The organism is Vibrio sp. L5-1, from assembly GCF_021728315.1.
In the GTDB taxonomy this organism is placed as follows: Bacteria; Pseudomonadota; Gammaproteobacteria; order Enterobacterales; family Vibrionaceae; genus Vibrio; species Vibrio splendidus_K.
On record NZ_JAKKCQ010000002.1, the window covers coordinates 324,951 to 343,093 of the forward strand.

Below are 18,143 nucleotides of genomic sequence, written 5' to 3' on the forward strand. Positions count from 1 at the left end.
GTCATCATGGATAAAGTGACCACTTTAATTAGGACTAGTGTCGATGATGCTAAAGGCTCACTGGAATGCATGCTTGCACGTGATCCTCAAGAAGCAAAAGTATTAGCCCTGAAAGTATTAGATCGCTTAGGTAAGCCGAGTGTGAGATGTGGAAATATGACTCGTATCTCCATGCTAAGAACCATCATCTACAAGGTAGATAAACAGTTACTCGCAACGAGTAAATCAACCCAATAACCAACTAATTAAATACAGGAAAGCGGCGTTCTAGGCGACCCCGCTTTGGCTTCGCTTTGCCTGAATTTAGTGAAAGTTATATTTAAACGCGATTTAAAGATGTTTCAAAATGAATATTCAGCAAGCAAAACAACAAGTTCTGATAGGTACTCAGGTTAAGTATTTCCCTCTTATTAAAGACAAGGCGCACTTTCACATAGGCGAAGTACGCAGCGAACCATGGGAAGTGTGTGGTGAGCTCGTTGTAAACGTCTCTGGTAAAGCTGGCGGCCTGTCAGTTGAACACTTGGGGGTGATTACTGATGAAGACTAAGGTAGTCGAGAATGGCATGGCTGATAAACAATTATCTGAACTCATTCGAATCATAAGTAAAAGGCGCAATCGCAACAAGCCTTGTGTTTGTCCTTCAGGTAAGAAGCTGAAGCGCTGCTGTTTGAATGAGGTTAAGGCACTACAACAACGAGTGAAGGAGGCTTCCAATGGTTAATCTTGACCATATTAAGAGGCTTGGGAGGTTTAGGGCTAAATGGTTCTTCATGGTCACGCTCTTTTATCTAGTGCTAGTTAATGTCTCTTGTTTTATATTAATATCGCTGAAAGACATCAACCCACTTAACTGGAATATTCTAGCACGAGGCTGTGTTGTGGTTGGTTCGTTCTTGATTGTTTTAATAAAGGAGAGGCAATGATTCACTCCCTCATTATTCTCTAGATTATATCAATAGTATGCTGTCTTGGTATTCGTGTCTATGACAACAATTACCCTGATAAGCCTGACTCACTAGGTTTAATTATCATCACATACATTCTTGCGCCTGCCTTTGTTGCCTACGCTTTAGGTTTTGCTATCGCAGTGGTGACGGATGGTGCGATTAAGGAGAAGCTCCGTGGCTAACTCCAAGCATATCGAAAAAATTAAAAAGCTATTGCGCTTGGCAAAATCAGCTAACGAACACGAAGCGGCTGCGGCAATGTCTCGTGCTCAAACGTTAATGCAGTAATATGGTCTTTCGAGTGAGAGTCCTGAACTCAGTGATGTTTATACTGGTGAGATCCAATCGAAGTTTAAAGCGAAAAAGCCTACGAACAACTTTGCTTGCCTCAGCACTATGGTTGCTGAAGCCTTTGGTTGCCGTGTACATTTCAACTGAAACGGCTTTAAAGGTGGATACGTTGTTACGTTCATAGGCCACAACGAACGCCCAGACGTGGCATCTTACTCTTATGAAGTGTTAGAGCGACAACTTATCAAAGCGCGTAAAGTGTTTATCTCAACGTTGAATAAGTGTATTAAGGCAAGCACCAAAACATCTAGAGCCGATCTCTTCTGTAAAGGTTGGGTTGGGAGTGTAAGAGCCAAGGTCCAAGCGTTTGCGCTTAGTGATGAAGAATCACAGCGGCTTGCGACTTACATGAAGCAAGCCCACCCTGACCTAAAATCGGGTGATACGCGTAAAGCTTCAACCAAGCACGCGAGAGGTGGCGTTGATGATGCTCTTTTGGCTGGTCACTTAGCTGGTAAATCTACCAAACTGAACCATGCCGTTAGTGGACAAGAACAAAACAAGCTCTCGACCTTATAAAATGAATTACATTTTGTTAGCTCGCCCACGTAATCGCGTGGGATTTTTATATTAACTTTATTTGATATACCTAAATAACATACAATGCTCTAATCCACCATCATGTTTCCATTAAGGTTTTTTAGTTATGAACGACGCATCAGATAATCCTGATTTTAAAAATAACAGTATTTTTGCTATTTCGTACGACATGGACGAAACGAAGGGGCATTCTATTGATGCTGAGGTTCTCGGCCATAGCTTGGTAAATATATCCAAGCTAGTAAATGAATCGAACCGCTTAATTAACGGTGAAGAAAGTAAGATGGAGCTCCAAGTAAAAGCTCATAAACCAGGGAGTTTTACTGTTGAGTTGATTGCTTGGTATAACACTGGTGGTAAAGAACTACTTGATCTGTTGGGTTTCTCAGCTAAAGCAATGGTATCAGCATCTGTGCCTCTAGGTACTGTTTTCGCTACGTTAGCTCATTTAAAAAATAAAAAAATAAAACTAACAAGAACCAGTGACAAAAAAGGTGCATCCATTATTGAAACTGAAGATGGCCAGCAAATTGAAATCGATACAAAGATTGTTTCACTGGTGACTAATCCAGAAGTAAGGAAAAGTTTATCTGAGATAGTCAATAAGCCAATCTCAGGCAAAGCAAAGGCCAAATTTAAGATCAAAGATGAAAGTGGCAATGTGGTTACTGAAGTAAACAATGAAGATGCAGTAGCATTCGCTCCTATTTCCTCTAAAACCATAACCACTAAGGTGGTCAAAACAGACCTTCAAAACCAAATTACATTTGCGGCTGTGAACTTTGATTCAATTAGCTCCGGGTGGAAAGTTTTTTTACCTAGTGAAGATAAACCTCAAACGATAAAAATGAAGGACCAAGCCTTTATTAACCGTATTAATGGTGGCTATGCTGAATTTGCAAAAGATAAAAAGTACCTTGTCAGTATAGAGAAAGAAGTGACTCAGGTTGATGGGAAAATCACAAAGACCGTGTATAATCTGAAAGAAGTAATCCGTGTTATTGGTGATAAGTCTTAATGCAACAAGAGCTTATAGAAATTAGCTTACATATACTAAAGGTGCTGGCATTTTTTATGTCAGCACCTCTGGTTTTTAGCATCTTTTATAAGCTCACCCGATTTGCACTCAACATTATTGACCCAGTAAAAACAATTGAAATTCAAACTGTTGCTGATGATGGCTCTGTAACGACCGATGTAATCCAATTAGACAATACTAACGAGTTAGTTCAAGCCCTTTTAAATACAAGGGGTAAAAATGTCAAATAAGCCCCAAGTCGGTAAGGTTGAAACATTGGGTGTCGGAGGGATCTCTTCGTTTGCTCTTTTGTTTGTTAATCAATTATTTGCAGAAAATGAGTGGCTTACCGTCATACAAGCATCCGTTCCTTTTGTCGTGTCCGGTGTTGTCTACTTCGCCCTTTATTGCCTTGCTGACGTTGATGATTTACCAACTCATACTGCCAAGACAAAATTAAGATCTAAAAAGAGTGAAATTGAGGTTACACTCACAGCTGCCCAAAAGAGAAATGCGGATCCAGATTACATTGCAGAGTTAAACCAACAATTAAATGATACGGAACAGGCGATCTTATCTTTGTGTGACCCCGCAGCTCCGAGGATATTAAAGGCTAAATAAGCTTTTAACCGCCTTCGGGCGGTTTTCTTTTATCTCCCCTCAAATTTTTCTTACAAACGCTTCCAGATGCATAAACTATGAACAATAACTTATTGTGAGTGAGTAACGTTTATGGTCATTTCTTCCGCTCGTATCAGATGACCTAAAGTCGACAACCCCAAATCTCAAGCTGATAGAACCTGCGATAGTCGCCTGTGCAGCAAGGCATGAGGTCAAGTCGAATATAAGTTTATTCTTGATATCGATAGGACTGAGTTATTTAATACACTATGTCAGGATGTCGGTTTCTCTACCAAAGAAAAATCTGAGTTCTTTACGGTTCTGTCGCTTCGTGTTGCTAACAAAAATTGGTTGGATAAACCCTTCACTTTACCTATTGAGGAGGTATTATGAAAATGAAGATAAATCGTCATGCTTACTATGGTTTGGTGCACAAGGGCGTGAAAGCGCTGTTGAATGACCGTCTGGGGTTTTATGATGACGATGAGTATCGCAACTATTTAGGTATTCAAACGGGCCAAACAAGCTGTAAGAACTTGAGTGATGGTGCATTACGCCAGTTGGTAGAAGAATTAAAGCAGCAAGGCTATTTAGAGGACTCGCTCAAGTTTAAAAAACGCTTGGGTGGCAGCTCAGCCCGCCACCCATCCAGTAAACAATGGGCTAAACTTGCGGCTTTGGCAAAGTCAATGGGCTGGCAAGGATTGGATGACCCTGCATTGGATAGCTTTGTAAAGCGCACAGTGAAAGTCGAACGTGCTCGCTGGCTAACTCGTGACAATATTCGCTCTGTTATCGTAGGGCTTGAGCGTTGGCTTGCTCAAAAGGAGGGGTCATGTCGAGGCGAGTAAAGTTTCGGGCCGAGCCTCGCTATGAGGTGCTTAACCCTCGAACTCAAGAAGAGCTCGAGGCGCTATTACTTGAAATGTATCCGGATAACCGCATCGCAGCTATCGAGTTTCAAGCTACCCTCAATCAGATTGATAAAGCGATCATCAAAAGTGATTTGGGTATTCGTAATTGGTACACCCCTAAAGAGCTGGCCGAGTACCTATGGAGAAGGAGTAATTATCATGCCATCGAAACCGATCCGTATGCTTCCAGCCTATGAGGTGTTTAATAGCTGCACTCGCACCCAGCGTAATCATGTGCGAGATGGCTATTTTTTTGCCGCCAAACTGCAAACCTGGTTTGTGTTTGTCAAAGATAAAGGCGAAACCGCTAATGGCAAACCTAAGGAGCAGCTCAGTCTGTTTGGGTAGCGGGCGGTGATGAAAGAGTTTGAATGGCGCTTGCATCCAGTTTGGAGCAAGCGCCATTTTTATTGGTGTAACCGTAGAAAGTTCGGTTGCGCTCTATTTTACACGCGCACAATCGAAAGTAGGTTAGCCATACGGCATCACGACTGGCCGCTTCGCCATAAGTCAGCGGCTTTTGGTCAAACGGCTGCTCACACTCCACCAGGTCACCCACAGGTGGCGATTGGATAATATCTTGGTATTTATACTGAGTGACAATCTTAGTATCCTGACACCCAGCCAACAGGATAAGCGATAGGCTCAGCGCTGCATATTTCATGTTCAAGCTCCTTTTCCAATTGTTCGACTCGTGTTTTTAGCTGATGTCGAGCCTTGCGCTCTCGAGTCGACGCCTCGTCCGCGATTTTCTGCGCTTCACGCCTTTGGGTGGTTAATGTGGTGATGCGCTCAGCCAGTAAGTGGTTGGTGGTTTCCTGGCTGGTAATGGTCTCGCCTAGCACTTGGTTACTGGCCTTTAGCTCACTGGTGTAGTGGAAGAGCTTGTAGTTCACCAATAAACTCACGATGAGTATCGCGCAGCCTAACCAGAAAGCCGTGCGTTTGAGTTGGTTTAGAACACCCATGTTATTGCCATCCGTTCAGACAAATCGCCATCTCTTTATCTCGCCGTTTGGGGATACCTTCGCAACCACTGCCTTTAATGCGGCAGTCTTTCTTATTAACATAGACCCAACGCGGATATTGCAAGCAGGCCGCGCGATGGTCTCCTTGATTAAATGTCTTGAGTAAGGTCGAACGAGCAAAGTTGCCCGCGCCGAGGTTGAACACAAAACTTACCATCATGTCGTATTCCGCTTGGCTCGGCGTTCGTGTGAGATGCTGCTTCACCACACTCTCAGCACTGGCCACATCCTTAACAAAGTCGTGGGCGATTTGCTCATTCGTTGCCGTGTCACCTTGCTTCACCCCTTGAGTATGCCCAAGACCGAGAGTCCAAGTATTGGCACTGCATTGGTAGGCTTGAGCGCGGCAACCTTCTTCATTCGCAATATGACGCAGACCACGTTCACTGACACTCAATGCGTCGTCGATGTTAAACACGATGGCCAATACGGCCATGATGGAGCACACCAAGGCTTTCGTTGCTTTAGTTTTCAAACTCATGAGGTTTCCTCCGACTCCATTTGGGTGCCATGACCGGCTTTCAGGCGCGCCAACTTGGCTTTATTAAGCTGAGTGGCCACCGCATAATGTCGAATGGCCATACAACCCGAGATAATGCCCACCGTAACCGCAACTAGTTGTGCGATATCATTGACGCCAAAACTGACGATCGTGGCCATGACAGACGTGCCGACTTTCTTTAGACCCGCTAAGTCTGTTAGGGACATCAAGATGGCTTTCATTCCCGTTTCACTCATTGGCTTTTTCTCTCTTATTGTGGTTATTCAAATGTTTGTTGACTACTTTCAGTGATGATCTCAAAGGTGACGGCCGTTAGGGTGATCAGCGGCCTTTGTTTTTGGGTCACCGGTTTCGTCTCTGTAATGACTAGACCATCGCTGCCAGTCACCGCCCCTTTAGCGAGGTACACCCCTTCAATACGTTGGGCTAGCGACGTTAAGGCCGCAGGCACTATGTCGCGTCCGTGCTGCGTCTTCCACGTATTAATGACGGCTTCAATGTTGGTTTTTGCTGTCATTTGAATGGACTCAGCCAGTGAGGCGTAGTCACTGAAGATCTGCAGGTGAAAGCTGGCCGTTGCCCTGACATCCGTTGCATCCACCACGCGCACCAAATCCCCCATAGGCACTCGCTTATCTCCTGAGCACTCTGACTTAATCAAGTCTTTGATGGCTTGGTTAGGGAGCGAGCCATCTTGCAAAATGGCACTGATTTCAATTTCATTCGGGGCCGGAGTCCAAACCGACACGTTCTTAATTGATGAACTGCTTGAGCGAGCAAAGTACTCATACGCCTCGTACGGCCCAGCCACACTGAACTTTGACGGCGAAATATAGATTCGATAGGCAAAATCATCATCATCCTCAATCTCAGAGCCGCCTTGTGTTGCTTCGGTATTGGTCACACTTTCAAGCGCATCCAATGGCGCAACGGCTTGATTGATTTGTCCGGCTAAAAAACCATTCCCCTGAAGGCCAGCGTCGACGCACTCGACGTTGGTATTAATACTCTGCGTGCCCGCACTGACCACCACTTCTTCCAATGTTTCAAACAGGGTTTGGTTATCCACGGCAATCACTTGATAGCCCTTAGCAATGACAAAGCCAGTATGAGGGGTAAAGGTAAAAGCCATTACCGTACGGGCCTTTGAGGCAGGCAACCGTTCGGTTTCAGTGAGCAGTCCAAGGTTGTCTAAACGCTCTTTTTCTGCAAACGGCAGCAAGTTCTGTTTGCTTTCGTAGTTAATGAGCGCTTTGAGCTCGTTCTTCTCATACGCGATTTGCTCAAGATGAAACGTTTCTGGATCGTTGATGCCAGGATAGTGCCCTGTGCCTAGTTGGTAATGCTGCTTGAGGCTGACAAGGTCGGCGTCATAATTCACCTCGACCAGTTGCGGCTCTGGGATATTAGGGAATCGATTGGTCATATCAGTTCGCTCTTGCTAGTTGCGCGCTGGCGGTCCACGAACGTCCACTAATGGAGGTCGTCACGGTGGTGGGTTTCCAGCGGTTTGGCACGTTGCCAAAGTTTAAAAATTCAATCGAATGCGCGGTGGTTAACATGATATTGGTCACTGACATGCGTCCTTTCGCGCCTTGTTTCCCGTCTGCGCCGTTTTGTAAATAGGACTCGGCGTAAGCTCTGGCGTCTGCCATGGATTTCACGTTGTCGATGTTGTGCAGCATCTTCACTCGATCGCCCGTCGCGGTGGCATCCCCTGCGCGATAACTAAAAAGCTGCTGGGCTTGTTGGTCATAACCATTGACTTCGACCGCTACGTACTTTGAACGAGCGCTATCGGGTAAATTGAGAGCGGTGAGAATGTCTCGGTTTAAGGTGTCAATTTGAATCACGTCGTCTTTAAAGTTGCCCATCACAAGGTTCTTGCCTTTGATGGCCATCGGCACACTGGTTTGCTCTGACAATCGAGTTAAGAATGCAGGGGTGGTTTCATCTCGCTGCTCAATGCGAGCAAATTGAAAGTCAGGCGTATCAGGCGCTTTGATAAACGATAGGCCGCTCTCTTTTGCCCAAGACTGTGCAACGCGCTCAAACGTGACATTCTCTTGTACCAAGCACTGCTGATTGTCGATAAAACCTCGCTTGATGGTGGGCGGCTTGGCGTTTGCACCGACCATCACATCATCAGGCCCAATTTTGAAGGACACTTCATCAATACTGAATTCGCCCCACAACCACTCGTGACGCTGACCTTGCTCATCTAACCAGCCAATACCCGGTTTTAAGGTGTCCCCTTTGGTCGGATACCATGCCTGACAAAAGCGTCGGTCTTTGTTAAATAAAGTGAGAGACAAGGTATCGGTACCAGTTTGTTTGCTTTCCATGACGTCGGTATAGGTCATGGACTTGACATAGCGACTGAGCTCAGCGGTCACATCCTTGCCAGCCCAATGCAAAATGGCAAACGGACGAATAACTCCCGTGGCGATTAGGCCCATGGCGGCGTCTCCACGGTGACTGTGTTGACCACCTTAATTGCAGGGATAATAACGGTTTCACCGCCACGAAAAGTAAAGCTTGTCATGGTTCGGGTGAGCTCTCTGTTAGCCTCAAACAGCGCGTCAACTAAGGTTTGGCTGTTGGCGCGATAGGCACGATAACAAAGCTGCTCCCATCGCTCGCTCTGGCGTGCAATCAAGGTGTTCATGCGCGTACTTCCACTAGGTCAACTTGGTAATTGACACTGGTGATAACGCCAGAGGGCAAGGTTTCAATGTGAGTACGATTGATTTTTCGAATACAGAACTGCCCATACACCTCTGAGCCCACGACCAAAGCGCGAGGCACACCGTTTTCACCCATTAATTCGAGCTTCTTGATCATTTTCGTGATGTCGACAAAGTAATTATTGAAGGTCAGCTCCAATGACGCGGTGTGCTCATCTTCCCCCATATTTTGGTGCGCGGGATAACCGTTAATGAGATCTTGTTTGTTGATATTAAAAGTGCGCGAGTCGCTGATTTTGTTTGGTGTGAAGCGCCCCTTAAAGATCAAGTCACCAAAGCCGCCCCACTGGGAATAGTTCGTTGTTTGTTCTGTCATCTATGGTTCCTCATCACTGATGGTGTGACTCTCACCCGTGAGAACGCTCTTGGCGGTAATTTCAGTCACATTAGGGTTGGTAAAGTGTTTGTGTACGGTGAGCACTAATGTGGCTTGCCAATCCTCGCGCCAAGTAAACAGTTCGTCTTTGGAGTCAAAGTCATCGTTTTGTTTTGGCTCACTCCAGCCCGATGATAGTTTGCGAGCGTCGGACATCTCCGCATCGCCCACGACCGTCAGCCGCTCACAGAGTTCACCAAAACCAGCAGGCAAGTCTTCGCCAATGTCTTTTAAAACAATCAGATCATGGGTGAGATAATCAGTCATGCGCAGGTTGAGTTGTATCTGCTGGCTAGATAAAAAGCATTGCGTGTTCCCGCCGCTGACCCTGGCTGAAATCACCACATCAAGGAGCATTTCATAAGGGACGTAGGAGCCTTGCGTTGCTAATGGTAAGCGGTTCAAACCACGAATGCCGTTAAACATCACTCGCACTTCTTTTCTGGCCACGGCATTGGAAGGTTCAACTACCGCCTGCATGCCGAGTGAGGTTTGCAGTGTTTTTTCTAATGTTCGGATCACTTTCATTGGATTGCCGCCTTTAACTGCTCTAACGCCATTTCTTGCTGCGCTTGCTGCTGCTCGGGACTTAAATACATGAACTCACGACTGGAGACTTTGATTTGCGGCGTTCGGATATACAGCACATAGAACACGCCTTTATCTGCGCCTTTGTTGTTTCGGTTGGCTTTGGTCTTCACCTTTTGCCCAAAAGCCTTACCACCCAAAGGCGCTCGTCCCATGATGGAATGGGGACGGTAGAAAATCTTCCAGCCTTGACGCTCTAATCCTTCCAAGGTTTTACGCACCCCATACACCTCAGTGCGTTTCTTTACCTGCTTGTTGACCGGTATGGCGAGCTGCTTGGCTTTCTTAGCTTTAATCACGCCGCCATTGTTAATCAGTGGCGCATGGGCTTTGTTGGTGCCCACTCGGTATTCATCTTTGCCTGCCTGATACGTCAATGACGCATAAGTTTCGCCTGTATCAAACAGTGGCTTAGCCCCTGCGTTTTTAGTGTTTTGGGTCAATGGTGAATTGGCTTTGAAAGTGCCGTTTTTCATGTTGTCGCGCACGCACTGCAAGCCAAAGGGAGCCAACGTCTCGGGCAGTCCCTCAATCGCTTTGGTGGTGTTGTGCAGTGCATCGAGAAACCCTTTCATCGCTGATACGCTCCATTGAACGGTGTTTGAACCAGGCTTAAATTCTGCCTTTTATTTAGCGGCCATCTGCCGAACGGAAGTTAATCAACCCTTCGAGGGATAAGCTGCACACTCACTAGAACAATAAGAAGGAAACCCCATGGCTCCACGCTCAAAGGTGGAATTGCACGGGCTGCTTGAGCGCGTCATTGAGATGTACACCGTGGACAAGATGAAGCTGGACGATATCGCGGAGGCGCTCAAAGAAGACGGCTTTGATATTTCACGTTCGTCAGTGCACCGTGTGCTTCGCAGTAATCAGGAATTGATTGAAGAGCAGCGTCTGGTTCAAGAGCAGGCAGAGGTCTTTCTAAAGGAATTCAAAGACAGCCCCAACACCGATATCTCAGAGCTGAACTTACAAATCATGCAGCGCTACATGTTCAAAGTATTGCGTGAATTGGAGTTTGGTCCTGAGTCATTTAAAGATCCGAACAAGCTGGCCAACTTGTTAGCACGACTATCGGATGCACAGGTGAACCTTGACCGATTGAAAGTCGAGTTTCGTAAAGGTGTGGATGCGGCAAAGGCCGAGTTTGAAAGTCAGCTTACCGATATGCTCAAAGAGACGCGCCCCGAGCTCTTACTTGAGCTGGTTAGCATCATTCAGAAGATTCGTATCGACCAAAAACCGAAACGAGGCCGTCGATGAGCGGCCTCTTTGGTGGATTATCCGATGCGGATTTAGAGAATATTCGAGACAGTGCACATATCGCCGCTGAAGATAAACGCGTCACGAAGAACACCAAAGCCCAAGAGCGGCGTGATTTAGCACGACAACAAAAAGAAGAAAAGGCGCGCCAAAAGCGCCGCGCCAAATCTAAACGCGACTTTGCGTATTTCTGTCAGATCTATATGCCGGATGCGTTCACGCTTGAGTTCAGTGAATACCAGCTTGCACTGACTCGCCTGGCCGCCAATCGACACTTGAATCATCAAGACGAAGCGCTGTTCAAAGCGCTCATTGACCCGCGCGACCACGGCTTTATCAAACAGCCCCTTACGCTTGAAAATGGCAAGCGTGGGGAGTATGAAGGCATTCTCGATATCGAGCCACGTGACCACGGTAAAACCACCCGTAATACTCAGGCCATGCCCTTATGGCTGGCGCTTAATCATCCAGGCTCTTTTATTGTCATTTGTGGCGCGTCCGCCGATAGCGCCAAAGAAATGATGGATGCCATTAAAGATGACTTAGAAGATAACGAATTGATTCTGGATGACTATGGGGAGCAGCGCGGCAACACATGGACTAAACGTAAAATCAAACTTGCCAATGGCTCTTCCATCGTGGCGGTCGGTCGTGGGCAGCGGCTGCGTGGTATCAAGAATAAATACCAACGTCCGACTCACATTATCTGTGATGACTTGCTTGATGACAAAGAGGTGGAATCGCCGACACTGCGTCGTCAGGCAGAGCGCTGGTTTAAACGCGTTATTATGAACCTGGGCAAAGGGGCGCTGACTATTATCGCCAACACCATCATGCACCCAGACGATTTACCGTCACGTTTACTTAAACAAATTGAAGACGGTCGTTTACCTAACTGGTTGGGGCTGCGCTTCAGTGCCATTACCCCATCGGGGCATTCCTTATTTCCATCGCGTTGGAGCTTGCAAGAGTTAGACAATAAACGCATCGCGTCAGGCAGTGCGTGGTGGACGGAATGGATGAACCGTCCCATTGCCGATGAAGATGCCGACTTTAAGGAAGAGTGGTTTGTCTATTTCAAACCTTATGAATTGGATCTTCGAGATTGCACCATTGGTATGGCGATTGACCCTGCTACGGGCCTTAAAAAAGGCGACTGGTCCTTTATTGCCGTGGTGGCTCGACATAAAATTACTATGGTGGATCATGTGCTGTTTGCCAAAGGTTGGAAAGAGTCTGATCTTAAGTTTGCCCAGCGTATTGTGGATGTCTTCCGGCAACACAGACCGTCCTTTGTGATGTTCGAAACCGTTGCGTTCCAGAAGATTTACAAAAAGGAAGTGATGCGTTATGCCAAGAAGAAAGGCGTGCGCCTTCCGGTTCGAGAGTTCAAAGGAGGCAATAAGCAAGTGCGTATTAAGTCACTTTCTTCGCAAGTGGAGAACGGACTTATCCAATTCTTAGAGACTCAGACGCTGCTTCGTCAAATGTTTTTAGAGTTCCCTCGTGGTCATGATGACGGCCCCGATGCGGTGGAGATGGCCATCAGTGGATTTGAATCTGGCTTTGTGGGCGGCGCAACGCCACAAACACCCAAGTCAATCAGTAGCGCCGCGAAAGCGCTCTCACGCTTTGGTGGTGGTGCTTTGCGACGAATGATGCGTTAGGAATCTCTATGTTCAACAAACTCGTAGAAATGAAAACCAAACTCAGCGATGTGCTCTCCATGCTGCGCAAGCTGGTGTGCATTGGCAAGGTGAGTAAGGTGGATGCCGAGCTAAGGCGCGTCAAAGTGACCTTCCCAGGGCTGCGTTACCCTGAGTCAGATTGGCTGCCTGTGCTGGGGCTACGAAGTAAGAGCGTCAGTATTTCGTGCAACCTTGAGCCAGGTGAACAGGTGCTGTGCCTGTTCATCCCCAGCGGTTCAATGATGTCTGGTTTTGTGCTTGGCTCGATGGCAAACAAATCAGCAAAGCCCTATATCGCGAATGTCGATAAGTTTGGGGTTCAGTTTAAAGACGGCACATTGCTTGAGTACGACCAGTCCACCCAAACGGGCGTGCTAAAGATTGGCGGTGGAACCCCTGCCATTACCGTCAATACAGAAAAGGTATTGATTGACGCGAAGCTGGAAGTCACAGGTGCGACCTCGCTCAATGACACCCTCAAGGTCGTAAAAGCGACGACCATGATGGATACGTTAACGGGAATGAAAACGGCCACCTTTACTGGTTTAGTAGGCGCAGCAGGTTACGGCAGCACCAGTGGTGGCGCAGCCGTGATGAGCAGCGGTGCCACCATGCAAGGCTCAGTGACCATCAATGGTGTTACGGTCGCCGTGATTAGCCATAACCACAATGACGCAAAAGGCAGACCAACGTCCAACGCAAACCAATAAATGACAAAACGCCCTCAGAGCGATTCTAAGGGCGCTTAATTTCTATCTGGTGTGAATTTCAAATAATTTTATTCAAACTCATTCAAACCGGATTTCAAACGAATTCAAACGGGGTACGCATGACCTACTCACTCAAATTTGCAGGAAGCGGACGAAACACTGATTTGGTGGCCGATATCAAGCAATCACTTTTTATGATTGTGTACACAGGCAAAGGCGAACGTATTTATATGCAGGATTACGCCGCGGATGCATTAGAGTACATTGATAAGCCTCAATGGGAAGTGCAAGGGTTGAAAGTGTCCATTGCTGAATCGGTGGCCAAGTATGAGCCTCGAGTCAAACTCGATAGTATTGTGGTCACTCAAACCGATTTGCCACAAGGCATTATTGGCATTAAGCTTTCTTGCCAAATCCTCGCCACAGGGCAAAGTGACGTGTTCGATTTTACTAACGCTTAAGCCTGCCGAACGGAAATTATCCTCCAATAATCTCAGATACTGACTCGACTGATTAACAGGAGACAGTATCCATGGCCGAATTACTTCACGGCATCCGAACTATCGAATCGCTCACAGGTCCCATTTCGGTCATCGAAGTGTCGTCCAGTGTGATTGGTGTGTTTGGCACCTCTGAGTTGGCAGAGCCATTAAAGCTCTACCACACCACTAATTACGATGACGCGAAGAAGACCTTCGGTGAAGGCACGCTCGCCAATGCCATTCGTCGCGTTCACCACTATGTTCCAAGCAACTCCATTCTATCTATCCCTTTAGGTAAGGACAGCGACTTCCCTGACGTTGAAACGCCTGCGGTCTCTGGCGTCACGATGAGCACATCCAGTGTCTCTATTTATATTAATGATGGCGCAAGCTTACCTGTCACGATTTTAAACCCTCACGCTTGTCGTATTGCATACAGCTCGGACAATGATCTCATTGCTACCGTCGATGCTGATACGGGCGTGGTAACACCAGTGAAAGCGGGGGTTGCTAACATCACCGCTTTGGTCACCTTTAATGATGGTGAGAATGACGTAGATGAAGCCCATGTCTATGGGGTGACGGTGGCGCAAATCAATCCAAACGCAGGCAAGACCATGAGTCCAGCGACGCTGGGGGATTCTGTTGCGACAGCGTTTCTAGGCGCAGACTCTCAGCCGAACGCGTTAATCAATCCGCACGAACAAACCGCTGTTTGGTCAATTGATGATGAAGCCCTTGCCTTAGTCGATAGTGGTGATGGCACGATCACCCCACTTTCAGAAGGTCAAACCGTCGTCACCGTGAAACTCGCCCCTAAGAGCAATGTCCGCTACATCAATGATAATGGCGTTGAAGTCGTGATTGGCGATGTGGCAGGCGTTGAACTGACTTACGTGCTCACGGTGTCTCGTGTGACGGATGCACTGCTGGCGACATTTATGGAAGCACTGCCGCTATTGCGTAAAGCGAAACAGAGCTACGGCTTTTCATCCAAAATTAACATGGCTCCAGGCATCTTACATAAAGAAGGCGCGATGGGACTTGCGGTTGCGGCGGTCAGTACTATCCGTGGCATTTGGGTAGGAGATATGCCAGAGCATATTTCAACACCCACTGAGGCGTACGCTTGGAAGCAAAAGTACACCTCACAACGAGCGTATGTTGGCTGGCCACGTCCAAAAATTTTAGATGAAGACGGAGCTACGGTGGTCGATTGGTACGCGCCAAGCTTATGCGGCTTAATTGCTCAGGTAGATCGCAACCAAACCGAACAGAACATTGTGCCGGAAACCGGTTACTGGTGCTCCCCATCAAACTATGTCATGGCCGATGTGATAGGCCCTTCCATTGAGCTCGATTACATCCCAAGCGATCCATCGTGTGATGTGAACTACTTAAACGTGAACGGCATTACCACGCTGATGAACCATGGCGGTTGGAAGAACTTTGGTAACTACTCCACCGCATTTCCAGCCAAGAGCGATTACCTGTCATTTCTATCGGTTCGCCGCACGGCTGACATCATAGAAGAAAGCATTGAGGACGCTACACGTCAGTTCTTAGACTTTCCGATGTTCACCAGCCCAACTGACATTGCCAATACGACCTGTGGCCGCGTGAAAGATACGGTGAACGATTATCTTCGCTCGAAAGAAGGCACCGCATTGGTGTACAGCAATGTATCAATTGATGCCGGTGATAACCCGCTCACCAATCTGATGCAAGGCAAAATTAAGTACCGCTATCGAATGACACCGCCTGTGCCTATGCAGAGTGTGGAATTTGAAGCTGAAATTTACGTTGAAGGGTTAGAAAGCGCCTTTAACAAACTGATTGCATGAGGTAAATCATGGCAGAGAAAAGTGTGGTCTGGCGTGACCAGATGGCGTTCATTAATGAAACCCAATACGTCGGACGCGTAAAAAGCGCAAGCAGCGACCTACAGCGCAAGATGGCCACGGTGGGCGGCTTAGGGGGGCTGGGTGATGTCGAAGTGCCAACCGGCAAGTACGAAGCCCCAACGGCAACGGTGGAGTTTCAATCGGTGGCGCTTGGCGACGTGGCTCAACTGACTAATAACGATGGGTGGATCAAGCTGCGTCTCACCGGACAAGTACGCATGCTGGATTCCGAAACGGGGACCAAGATCATTGATGCGGGTATTACTCGTATTCATGGGTTTGTGAAAAACCCTCCGGTGCCTGGTTATAACGATGAAGGCTCGCCGTACAGCGCCAACATTGCTGTGCATTTTATTGAGATCAGCAATACCTCTGGACGCGTATTCATGCTCGACATGCAAACCGGAGCGAAATATCCACCGGATGCACCAGGGCAATTTGGTATCACCGTGACCTTGTAAGGAGTCGATATGCGAATTCGTAAGTTGGAAATTGTGGCGGATGGCATTCAAAAAAATGGTCAACCCGTCACGAAAGCGCAGCTTGAATCGGTGGTTCGCCATTATAAATCGGACGCCCGCCCTCCCGTGACCCCAGGTCACCCAACCAAAGGCAGCGATCAGATTGCCGCGTTGGGGCGAGCGTCCAACCTCAGAACGGAAGCTGGCAGTGGCGATAAAAGCGGAAAAACCGTCCTTGTGGGTGAGGTGATTTACACCCCCGAAATGGAAACACTGGAAGATTCGGGCAAGTTTGAAGGCTTCAGTGCTGGCATCCATCCAGTACCGGATAAAGAAGGTGAGTGGTACATGCACCATCTTGCCTTCTTGGGTCAACTTCCTCCGGCGGCGGACACGAAAACCCGTGATGTGGTGGATCTCAGCGATAGCGATTTTTGTGATGACGCTATCTATCTCAGTGCAGATGTCGGTACTCAACCTGGCTCTGGTGACAATGAAACAGGAATAACCATGAAAAAAGACGAACTCAAAACGCTGCTCGGCGATGTCGTCAAAGAGCAGCTTGACGGTATGGGGATTAAACCCAATACGCCGCCAGTGAAAAAAGAAGGTGAGCAAAGCAAAGATGGAGAGCCGACCAAGACCGATGACGACAAATCAAACGGTGCGGTTACTGCGATGCAAGAAACGTTGGCAGGCGATCGTAAAGAAACACTGACCGAACTGGCGGACTCGCGTGAAATGAGCGACGAGCTTCGCAAGAGTGTGAAAGTCATGATTGAAGGTGCGTCCGCTATCGAGCTTTGCGCCTCTGGTGATGGCAATCGTTACAGTCAATTGAAAGGCATGCTAAGTGCTATGTCTGAGAAGAAAACGGTTCCGGCAACACCATCGGTCTGGGATAAATTAACTGAGAACTTAGAGCTAGCGGATACAGGCAATGCTCAAAAAGATAATTTTGATCCGGAGGGTTGGTAATGGAATTTGGAATGAAAACCACCATCAAGGGCGCTCCCGCCATTGTCGGCAGTTATACCGGTGGCAACGTCATCCAACAAATGATGGTCAATGGCATCACCGATTTAGAGCCTGGTCATGCCGTGGTGATCACTGATGGTGTGATCACTGGGCGTTGGGACGGCTCCCCGTTGATCACCGTTCAAGATGATGGCGCTGGCAACCTTACCGTCACTCAAGTGACGCTGGGGGTGGTGACCACAAAACAAATGAAAGGTGATGCCTCTGTTTCAGCACTTCGCCTTGGCGCGTACCTTCGCGACCGTGTGGTGCTTGCGGATGACTCTGCGCTCACCGCCGCGAATGAATTTACGCTTTCTTGCGTTCAACTCTTTGCAGAAGGAGCCTGGTTATGAGTCCCCTAGAGCAACAAAAAGCCAAACAAGATGGTGTCTTTTCTAAAGCGCTGCGTGACGCGTCGAATGCCTTTGTTCAAATGGGCGCTCACCCACGCACACTGCTGCACCATTCACGTCGTAACGATTTGATTGAGCAAGCCATCGCAAAGCTTCACCTCTTAAAACGTGAAGGGGATGCTTATCATCAATTAGGTCAACCTATTGTGGAAGCAAAGTTAAAAGCGGATGTAGAAAATAATTCAGACGACAACTTAAAGCTTGAGCCTGTCGGTTTTCGTAAAGTGGATGACTCACCGGTTGTGTACTCAGAGCTTGGCGTTGATGTGCAAAGCGGTGGTTTGAATCTTGTTCTCAATAACCCTTACGAGCAAATCGTAAAGTACACCTCTAGTGATGAAGCCGTGGCCACCGTCGATGAAAAATCAGGACTTATCACTCCTGTTAGTGATGGTGAAGTAACGATTCATGTTGCCCTAACGAAAAAAGGGGAATACCCACGCGTCGAAGATAGCGTTGGCTTAGTGATTGCGGATGAGCCAAAAGAAGACTCAGAGCCATCCCCCGATGGTGAAGCGCAATCAGGCAACAACGTTCCTGAGTCAGGCTCAGACCAATAACCC

The 18,143-nt window shown here is 47.5% G+C and carries 28 protein-coding genes; 18 read left to right on the forward strand and 10 right to left on the reverse strand.

Annotated features, from left to right (window positions below; genetic code table 11):
* Positions 1-6: 6 nt before the first annotated feature.
* The 9 genes from L3V35_RS08235 (at position 7) to L3V35_RS08275 (ending at position 4,592) form a co-directional block, all read left to right on the forward strand.
* Positions 7-237, forward strand: a complete 231-nt coding sequence (locus L3V35_RS08235; protein WP_237299262.1) for a hypothetical protein — start codon at positions 7-9, stop codon at positions 235-237.
* A 109-nt stretch (positions 238-346) separates the two neighbouring features.
* On the forward strand, positions 347-550 hold the full coding sequence (locus L3V35_RS08240; RefSeq protein WP_237299264.1) for a hypothetical protein: 204 nt from the start codon (positions 347-349) through the stop codon (positions 548-550).
* A 575-nt stretch (positions 551-1,125) separates the two neighbouring features.
* Positions 1,126-1,239, forward strand: a complete 114-nt coding sequence (locus L3V35_RS08245; RefSeq protein WP_237299265.1) for a DUF2786 domain-containing protein — start codon at positions 1,126-1,128, stop codon at positions 1,237-1,239.
* Positions 1,240-1,446: 207 nt separating this feature from the next.
* The gene (locus L3V35_RS08250; RefSeq protein WP_237299266.1) at positions 1,447-1,821 is read left to right on the forward strand and encodes a hypothetical protein; all 375 of its coding nucleotides are present in this window, start codon (positions 1,447-1,449) and stop codon (positions 1,819-1,821) included.
* 127 nt (positions 1,822-1,948) lie between these two features.
* On the forward strand, positions 1,949-2,860 hold the full coding sequence (locus L3V35_RS08255) for a hypothetical protein (RefSeq protein WP_237299268.1): 912 nt from the start codon (positions 1,949-1,951) through the stop codon (positions 2,858-2,860).
* The gene (locus L3V35_RS08260) at positions 2,860-3,111 is read left to right on the forward strand and encodes a hypothetical protein (protein ID WP_132715494.1); all 252 of its coding nucleotides are present in this window, start codon (positions 2,860-2,862) and stop codon (positions 3,109-3,111) included. The genes L3V35_RS08255 and L3V35_RS08260 overlap by 1 nt, the downstream gene beginning before the upstream one ends.
* Positions 3,101-3,481, forward strand: a complete 381-nt coding sequence (locus L3V35_RS08265; RefSeq protein WP_237299269.1) for a hypothetical protein — start codon at positions 3,101-3,103, stop codon at positions 3,479-3,481. Before L3V35_RS08260 ends, L3V35_RS08265 begins: the two co-directional genes overlap by 11 nt.
* Before the next feature lie 389 nt (positions 3,482-3,870).
* Positions 3,871-4,332 carry a regulatory protein GemA gene (locus tag L3V35_RS08270; protein WP_237299271.1) on the forward strand — a complete coding sequence of 154 codons (462 nt, stop codon included), beginning with the start codon at positions 3,871-3,873 and terminating at the stop codon, positions 4,330-4,332.
* Positions 4,317-4,592 (forward strand): hypothetical protein, encoded by a 276-nt coding sequence (locus L3V35_RS08275; protein WP_057620491.1) that lies wholly within the window; start codon positions 4,317-4,319, stop codon positions 4,590-4,592. Before L3V35_RS08270 ends, L3V35_RS08275 begins: the two co-directional genes overlap by 16 nt.
* A gap of 134 nt (positions 4,593-4,726) precedes the next feature.
* Here the strand turns inward: L3V35_RS08275 and L3V35_RS08280 are convergent, their stop codons facing one another.
* Genes L3V35_RS08280 through L3V35_RS08325 form a run of 10 tightly spaced genes read right to left on the reverse strand, consistent with a single transcriptional unit; the run spans position 4,727 to position 10,211 of the window.
* Positions 4,727-5,059 carry a hypothetical protein gene (locus tag L3V35_RS08280; RefSeq protein WP_237299273.1) on the reverse strand — a complete coding sequence of 111 codons (333 nt, stop codon included), beginning with the start codon at positions 5,057-5,059 and terminating at the stop codon, positions 4,727-4,729.
* Positions 5,001-5,363: a hypothetical protein gene (locus tag L3V35_RS08285; protein ID WP_237299275.1), complete on the reverse strand. Its 363-nt coding sequence runs from the start codon at positions 5,361-5,363 to the stop codon at positions 5,001-5,003. Before L3V35_RS08285 ends, L3V35_RS08280 begins: the two co-directional genes overlap by 59 nt.
* A 1-nt stretch (position 5,364) precedes the next feature.
* Positions 5,365-5,904 (reverse strand): lysozyme, encoded by a 540-nt coding sequence (locus tag L3V35_RS08290; protein WP_237299276.1) that lies wholly within the window; start codon positions 5,902-5,904, stop codon positions 5,365-5,367.
* Positions 5,901-6,161 (reverse strand): hypothetical protein, encoded by a 261-nt coding sequence (locus tag L3V35_RS08295; RefSeq protein WP_057620485.1) that lies wholly within the window; start codon positions 6,159-6,161, stop codon positions 5,901-5,903. Before L3V35_RS08295 ends, L3V35_RS08290 begins: the two co-directional genes overlap by 4 nt.
* 23 nt (positions 6,162-6,184) lie before the next feature.
* Positions 6,185-7,351, reverse strand: a complete 1,167-nt coding sequence (locus L3V35_RS08300; RefSeq protein WP_237299278.1) for a baseplate J/gp47 family protein — start codon at positions 7,349-7,351, stop codon at positions 6,185-6,187.
* A 1-nt stretch (position 7,352) separates the two neighbouring features.
* On the reverse strand, positions 7,353-8,384 hold the full coding sequence (locus L3V35_RS08305) for a hypothetical protein (RefSeq protein ID WP_237299279.1): 1,032 nt from the start codon (positions 8,382-8,384) through the stop codon (positions 7,353-7,355).
* Positions 8,375-8,593 carry a tail protein X gene (locus L3V35_RS08310; protein WP_237299281.1) on the reverse strand — a complete coding sequence of 73 codons (219 nt, stop codon included), beginning with the start codon at positions 8,591-8,593 and terminating at the stop codon, positions 8,375-8,377. The genes L3V35_RS08305 and L3V35_RS08310 overlap by 10 nt, the downstream gene beginning before the upstream one ends.
* The gene (locus L3V35_RS08315; RefSeq protein WP_237299282.1) at positions 8,590-8,988 is read right to left on the reverse strand and encodes a phage tail protein; all 399 of its coding nucleotides are present in this window, start codon (positions 8,986-8,988) and stop codon (positions 8,590-8,592) included. The genes L3V35_RS08310 and L3V35_RS08315 overlap by 4 nt, the downstream gene beginning before the upstream one ends.
* Entirely contained in the window at positions 8,989-9,576 is a 588-nt protein-coding gene (locus L3V35_RS08320; RefSeq protein ID WP_237299284.1) for a hypothetical protein, read from the reverse strand.
* A complete protein-coding gene (locus L3V35_RS08325; RefSeq protein WP_237299286.1) occupies positions 9,573-10,211 on the reverse strand; it encodes a hypothetical protein in 639 nt (212 codons plus the stop codon). Before L3V35_RS08325 ends, L3V35_RS08320 begins: the two co-directional genes overlap by 4 nt.
* Positions 10,212-10,350: 139 nt before the next feature.
* Here L3V35_RS08325 and L3V35_RS08330 point away from each other — a divergent pair, with 139 nt between their 5' ends.
* The 9 genes from L3V35_RS08330 (at position 10,351) to L3V35_RS08370 (ending at position 18,140) form a co-directional block, all read left to right on the forward strand.
* Complete coding sequence (locus L3V35_RS08330) at positions 10,351-10,902, forward strand: phage protein Gp27 family protein (protein ID WP_048615430.1); 552 nt, start codon at positions 10,351-10,353, stop codon at positions 10,900-10,902.
* Positions 10,899-12,569, forward strand: a complete 1,671-nt coding sequence (gene terL / locus L3V35_RS08335) for a phage terminase large subunit (protein ID WP_237299287.1) — start codon at positions 10,899-10,901, stop codon at positions 12,567-12,569. Before L3V35_RS08330 ends, terL begins: the two co-directional genes overlap by 4 nt.
* Positions 12,570-12,577: 8 nt before the next feature.
* Positions 12,578-13,300: a phage baseplate assembly protein V gene (locus L3V35_RS08340; protein WP_237299289.1), complete on the forward strand. Its 723-nt coding sequence runs from the start codon at positions 12,578-12,580 to the stop codon at positions 13,298-13,300.
* A 119-nt stretch (positions 13,301-13,419) separates the two neighbouring features.
* Positions 13,420-13,761 carry a GPW/gp25 family protein gene (locus tag L3V35_RS08345; protein ID WP_132785023.1) on the forward strand — a complete coding sequence of 114 codons (342 nt, stop codon included), beginning with the start codon at positions 13,420-13,422 and terminating at the stop codon, positions 13,759-13,761.
* 71 nt (positions 13,762-13,832) lie between these two features.
* On the forward strand, positions 13,833-15,626 hold the full coding sequence (locus L3V35_RS08350) for a phage tail protein (RefSeq protein WP_237299291.1): 1,794 nt from the start codon (positions 13,833-13,835) through the stop codon (positions 15,624-15,626).
* An 8-nt stretch (positions 15,627-15,634) separates the two neighbouring features.
* Positions 15,635-16,147, forward strand: a complete 513-nt coding sequence (locus L3V35_RS08355; protein ID WP_237299293.1) for a phage major tail tube protein — start codon at positions 15,635-15,637, stop codon at positions 16,145-16,147.
* Positions 16,148-16,273: 126 nt separating this feature from the next.
* Positions 16,274-17,125 carry a hypothetical protein gene (locus tag L3V35_RS08360; RefSeq protein ID WP_237299294.1) on the forward strand — a complete coding sequence of 284 codons (852 nt, stop codon included), beginning with the start codon at positions 16,274-16,276 and terminating at the stop codon, positions 17,123-17,125.
* Positions 17,125-17,520, forward strand: a complete 396-nt coding sequence (locus L3V35_RS08365) for a hypothetical protein (RefSeq protein WP_237299296.1) — start codon at positions 17,125-17,127, stop codon at positions 17,518-17,520. The genes L3V35_RS08360 and L3V35_RS08365 overlap by 1 nt, the downstream gene beginning before the upstream one ends.
* Positions 17,517-18,140, forward strand: coding sequence for an Ig-like domain-containing protein (locus L3V35_RS08370; protein WP_237299298.1), 624 nt, complete (start codon positions 17,517-17,519; stop codon positions 18,138-18,140). The genes L3V35_RS08365 and L3V35_RS08370 overlap by 4 nt, the downstream gene beginning before the upstream one ends.
* Positions 18,141-18,143: the final 3 nt, after the last annotated feature.